The 6022-nt window shown below is 39.3% G+C and carries 3 protein-coding genes; all 3 read right to left on the bottom strand.

What is annotated here, in order from left to right:
• Nucleotides 1–670: 670 nt before the first annotated feature.
• Genes ACFO8Q_RS23705 through ACFO8Q_RS23695 form a run of 3 tightly spaced genes read right to left on the bottom strand, consistent with a single transcriptional unit; the run spans nucleotide 671 to nucleotide 5749 of the window.
• Complete coding sequence (locus tag ACFO8Q_RS23705; RefSeq protein ID WP_380029817.1) at nucleotides 671–1960, bottom strand: TolC family protein; 1290 nt, start codon at nucleotides 1958–1960, stop codon at nucleotides 671–673.
• Between the two features lie 48 nt (nucleotides 1961–2008).
• Nucleotides 2009–3511 carry an HlyD family efflux transporter periplasmic adaptor subunit gene (locus tag ACFO8Q_RS23700; protein WP_380029815.1) on the bottom strand — a complete coding sequence of 501 codons (1503 nt, stop codon included), beginning with the start codon at nucleotides 3509–3511 and terminating at the stop codon, nucleotides 2009–2011.
• A 24-nt stretch (nucleotides 3512–3535) separates the two neighbouring features.
• A complete protein-coding gene (locus ACFO8Q_RS23695; protein ID WP_380029812.1) occupies nucleotides 3536–5749 on the bottom strand; it encodes a peptidase domain-containing ABC transporter in 2214 nt (737 codons plus the stop codon).
• Between the last annotated feature and the right edge of the window lie 273 nt (nucleotides 5750–6022).

The raw sequence follows: 6022 nt of genomic DNA, 5'->3' as shown, positions 1-6022 counted from the left end.
TGGCTCCAATTCGTTAACAAAGTGGCTCTCACTGATTAACTCACTGGCCTTATGGCAGTGAAATATTCAGGATGCAAAAACGCAGCAAAACTACGTCGAATTCATAGCTGAGAATGGGGCAAAACATCAGATCTGGATGGAAGATCAACAGTCCATGACCATGCTTAGAGATCTGGTCAATAAGTACCGGTTGATTGGGATTGCCGCGTGGCGAAACGGAATGGAAACAGCCGATATCTGGCCCGTATTTAACGTCTATCGGTAAAGGCAAACAAGGAGCCCCCGTCGAAGCCGGTGACTGGGGGCTCTGTCTATTGTTTCTGTATGGGGATGCCAGGAGCATAGTAATAGGGAGGAACTTTCAGCCAATAATCACTAGAGATGCATAAATATTGACAGACTTTTGCCATCTGACTTTGAAACACAAAAATCCTTAAGTCTCGCAAAAAACCATCTTCAAAGTACCTTGAAAACGATAAGCCGTATTCAAACACTCGCTGGAATAAAAAAAATAGAAGTCGACACCCCCCAGCCTACAACACATGGAAAAACACAAAACGAAATTTTCCCATTTTCCTCGTATTCATCACTTTACTCTTTGTTGTGAATTCATTTTGATCATCCCCAGTCACTTACAGTAAGCTCGGTGTTAGTCTTTCTTGGGAGATCCCTACTCTATAGCCCTCCCAACTACAAGTTCAAACTGCGACTTTGTAAGTAGAAGTTGGTACTTACTCTTGCTGTAGTCAAGTTTAGCTTTATTAAGTGCGGAGCGCATGTTTTCAACATCCATGGAGGAAGCCAATCCATTCTCGTATTGCAGTTGGATAATTCGCAGGCTTTTCCCCGCTTTTTCCAGTTCCTTAGCAGTGTATTCCACATTTTTATTGACTATTTTGTAATTTGATAATGCTTCCATAACGGATCGCTTTATCTTTCCAGTCTCATTTTTCAGTTCTAATTCTGCAAATTGCTTAGCCACGATTTCTGCTTGCTTGATTACTTGTTCTTCCTGTTGGGATTGTTGCTTTTGTTGTTTGATCTGCTCAATTTGGTCTTTAATTTCTGCTGATTTTTGTTTTATTTCTTCAATTGCTCTTTTCGCCTGTTCGGTGTCTTCTTTAGACAGCTCTTCAAGTTGTTTGGTGAGTTCGGCGTCTTGACTAACTAAATCTGACTCCTGTGTGTTATATGAATTAAGAACAGATGAATAGTGTCGTGAAATTTCATTTATTCTAATATCTGCTATCTCTAGGGCAATCTGTTTTTGTTGATAATTGGGGTTATGAGTCTTCACAATGGAAACCCATTCATCCAAAGATTTATCTGTGATGAGAACAGCTCCATTTAGAATCTTATTGGTTAGATTGTATTGCTTATCTTCGGATTCACCTAAAAGTTCGTTCAAATTCCACGTCGTTTTTTTTACTTCCTCTTCTAACTCAAAAACAGATAATTTGGTTTTCGCAAGATTTGTTTCGGCCTCAAGTATTTCTTTTTTTGATGCTATACCGGCGGTATATTTCTTCTGAGTGATTGTCAATTGCCTTTCCGCCCATTGTTGAGCGAATTGGGCACTTTCTAATTGTTCAATAGTTTGAGCTAGATCAAAGTACGCTTTTTTCACTTTAAATCCGACTTCCAATTTAGCGTAATTACTAGCAAGTTGTGACTGTTTGACTCTGAGCTCCGCTTGTTTTGGATTTGCGTATTTTGCCAAATGTGTTTCTAAAGTTGCCAAGGGCAGGTTGTTTGAAGGAATACGAATGGATTGAGCCATTTGATCTGCCACTGCTTTATCGGCTTTAGCCTTTTCAACCTCTAGTACCGCCTTTTTCATCTCATAGCTACTTTCGTAACCTTTTTGTAATGCTTGGTTGAGTGTAAGGTCTGTTGTCTGTTGAAATGCCAGAGGCTGGCTGATTGTTATTGCAAGTGCAGGAAAAACAAACAAATTCATTGGTAACCACCTGACATAATTTTTTTAAAACTTGCTGCAGACCCTAACTTAATCTCTAAGATCAATCTTCTCCAGCAAATAATACAAGATTTTCTTAGATTCTGTAACAATATAAGCTTCCGTAATCATTCCCACTTTAATAGTTGCTTCTTGCCCTTTGTAACTGTGAAGAGGCTTATTATCAAGGGTCGCTTCCGCCAAATAAAAACTTTCCCCCGTTTCCTGTTTCAGGATCGCATCCTTAGCTATTTTTGTGATTGTACCTGTAAGCTCACCATATTCATCGAAAGGAAGAGCCAGGAAATGATATCTAACGCGATCTCCTTCCTTAATTTTGGCAATATTTTTATTTGGCAGAGAAAGCTGAATCTTATATTGGGAGTTATTCTCGGGGATAATTGTTGCCAATTCTGTTCCGGTTTGAATGAGATCCCCTTTGCTAACTTCGGTTGTTACATTAACAATGCCATCGATCGGGGACTTGATCTCACGCTCCTGTATGTGGAGTTCCACGCTTTTTAATTGCTCTTCCAGTTGTTTTATTTTTTCATCTTCATTTTTGATTTGTTCGTTAATCCCGACCAATGTATCCATTTTCAGCTTTTGCAAAGCCACTGTCCGGCTGTTGGAATACAAATAGTCATCCTGATTCGTTTTTCTTAAGTTTTTTTTATACTCTACAAGTTGTTTTTCATGTTCTTCCATTTTCTCTCGAATGGCTAACAGATATTCATTCTGATAGCTATCCAATTCCAATTGCGCAAGCTCCAACTGATTTTTTTCATTCTCTATCTGCTGTCTCGAAAACACCTCGTCCCCCACAGTTTTCATCGTTTCATAGGATTTTTTCTTTTGATCAACAGCGTTTTTCAGTTTTTTGATTTTCATTTCATAATCGACATACTTGTTAAAGTATTCCTTATGTACTTCCGAAAAGAGATTTTGATTCTGCAAGATAGATCTCTCCAGCAGCCGCAATTGGTGTAATGTATCTTCAATTTCAACGATTTTTGAGCTGTAACTGGATTTGTTTTGGGACAGGTTTAAACCGGTGCTTTCCAGCTCCGTTTTTAAGCTTTGGGAATCCAACTGATACTTTAACAATCTTTCGTGAAACTCCTGTTCCCCCTTTACACCCCTGGAAAAGTAATTGTTTCCTTCTTCAACACCTTTTTTAAATTTATCGAGCAGAGCCACGTTTTCTTTTGATTCTTCCAACTGGTCCATCAGCGCTTTCTTTTGAACTTCCAAATCCTCTTTCTCAAGCGCAAACAACAGCCCCCCCTGTTTCACGCTTTGCCCCGCTTTTACATAGACCCTTTCAACCTTTCCTAACACCTTGTTTCGTATCGAACTGACACTGTCATTGGGTCTAACCACTCCTGCTGCCTTTACAACAATCTCTTTTTCCCCGAAATAGGCCCATAAAAATGCGATCGTAATCAAAGCCATCAGAATGTACATAAAAAACGAAATCACCGGGTTCGGTCGAGCCTCGTACAGTTCCCGGCTATCGGTCAACTCGCTAAAGTCTTTTATAATTGCTTTCATTTTCCCTACCTCTATGTTGGTTAATTACGGTTGCATAACAACTTCCAAACTTTTTTCATCTTTAAAATCAGGCAATTGGTCTTTCCATAATTCAAAATACTTTCCTCTTTGTTCCATTAGCTCCTCATGAGTTCCTGACTCAACGAATTCCCCTTGATTCATTACGTAGATCTTGTTACATCTCATAATCGTGCTTAAACGGTGGGCAATAATAATCGTTGTAATCCCTTTGCAGAAATCGTTTACCGTTTCCGCTATTGCCTTTTCGGTAGTGGAATCGAGATTGCTAGTTGCTTCATCCATAATTAAGATATCCGGATTTCGCAGTATTGCCCTGGCAATTGCCAAACGTTGCCTTTGTCCACCTGAGAGATTTGAGGCATTTTCCTCCAACATCGTGTTGTATCGTAATGGGAGCGTATTGATGAAATCATGTGCTTTTGCTATCTTTGCAGCCCCAACTATCTTTTCCAAATCTGTATTCGGATCAATCCCAAGACATAGATTTTCTCTGATTGTCCCGCTGAAAAAGAAGGTATCCTGTGAAATATAAGCAATTCGTTCACGCAACGCATCCAAATTTATATCTTTTATATTGGTATCATTGAGCAGAATTTCCCCTTTTTCATAGGGGTAAAATTTCATCAAAAGTTTCACCAGGGTCGTCTTGCCTGAGCCACTTTCCCCAACCAGAGCAATTTTTTCTCCCGGTTGAATGGTCAGGTTGATATTTTTTAATATCAATTGCCTCGTACCATACCTGAAATCGATATTTTGAAAAGCAACAGTGCCTTTCAACGAGGCGGGTTTTATTTTCTTATCCTCTTCAGGATCTTTTTCCAGGTCCAGATCAAATATTTCACCTAGTCTGTCCGCGGCAACCACTGCAGTCTGCACGGTAGGCTGCAAATTGATCAGATTTTGGATTGGTTCCAAAAAATAGGCCAACAGTGCATTGTAAGTAACCAGTTGTCCTATGCTCAACTTGCCCGTCAGCACTTCGTTGGCACCCACCCAGAGGATGACAATGCCGCCAACCGTCTGAACAAACAATTTGATGGAAGACTGCAGGTTATTCAGGTATCCGTTCTTAAAATAACTTTTTAAGAGTGCGATAAACCTTTTTTCGGTTTCAAAATTCGCCTTTTCTTCAGCGTTATACGCCTTTACGGTTTCGATGCCGTTGATCGACTCCACAATATAGGAGGTCAACAGAGCATTTTTCTCCATTTGGTCCCGATTGACTTTCTCAAACGGTTTGTGAAACGCCCATACAATCCCGATGAAGAGAGGGATCATCAATACAGTAACGCCAAACAAGAAGGCATTTTGGGAATATAAAATAATCCCTCCCGCCATCACCATTAAAATATCGATCATGATGGTGAGAGTAGCACTTGAAATCGCATCTCTTACTTTTGATGCATCCATCAACCTTGAGATGATTTCGCCAACTTTTCGGGTTCCAAAAAAATTCATGGGAAGATTCAAAACATGGTGATAGTAGCCCAATATCAAGGCAATATCGAGTTTTTGACTGAGATAGAGCAGCAGATGACTGCGAAAAGCGTTAAGAATCACCTTGAAGACGGTCAGGAGAATCACTGCGATGGAGACGATATGCAATGTCTTTTGCAATTGATACGGCAGGATCTCATCAATAAGAAATTTAAAATAAAAAGCGCCCAGTATCCCAAAGACCGTATACAGAACAGAAGCGGCAAAAATCCCGAACAGAAGCCGTTTGTGCGGGAGTAACAGACCGAAAAAGCGCGAAAACAATCCTTTTGTTTCGTCATCTTTCTGGAATTTCGGCGCAGGGACCATTAAGATTAAAATCCCTGTCCAGATTTGGTAAAATTCTTCCGGTGTAAGGGTCACGATCCCTTTTGCGGGATCTGCGATGATGATTTTATCCTTTGTAATTCGATGAATCACGACATAATGAAGCAAGCTTTGATCAATGACTACATGAGCAATAGCTGGAAGCGGAAAGGGTTCAAACAAAGCTTCCTGAGTACCTTTTACTCCTTTAGCTGTAAAACCTAGATGTTCTGCAGCCTTTATCATTCCATAAACATTCGTGCCTTGTTTATCTGTGCTGGCTATCTCCCGTATTCTCGAAATGGGTATTTTTAGCCCATGTTGTTGGGAAATGGTAGCTAAACAGGCTGCTCCGCAATCTTTCATATCGTGTTGTTGGATACAGACGTATCTAACAAATAAATTATTAAACATATTTTGTCCTCTCGAAAATAGTTGAAAACATTACAAAATGAAAATCTAACTGACTAATCTAATACAACTACTCCAGACATAACATAGACATTTCTCTGGTTATAAAAACGACAAATAAGTTACAAACCAGAAGATCAAAACAAAAAATTTAAACAAAATCCTCAAAAAGGAATTTTTATATTTTTTATCAATTTTATTAAATACATCCTTGATCAATTTCCAATCCTTGATCAACAGAAGAATCCATACAAAAAATAAGCCTATTACAATTAA

The organism is Effusibacillus consociatus (assembly GCF_042652925.1).
In the GTDB taxonomy this organism is placed as follows: domain Bacteria; phylum Bacillota; class Bacilli; order Tumebacillales; family Effusibacillaceae; genus Effusibacillus; species Effusibacillus consociatus.
Note: the sequence above shows the minus strand (reverse complement) of the source record. Positions and strands in the feature narration are given on the sequence as shown.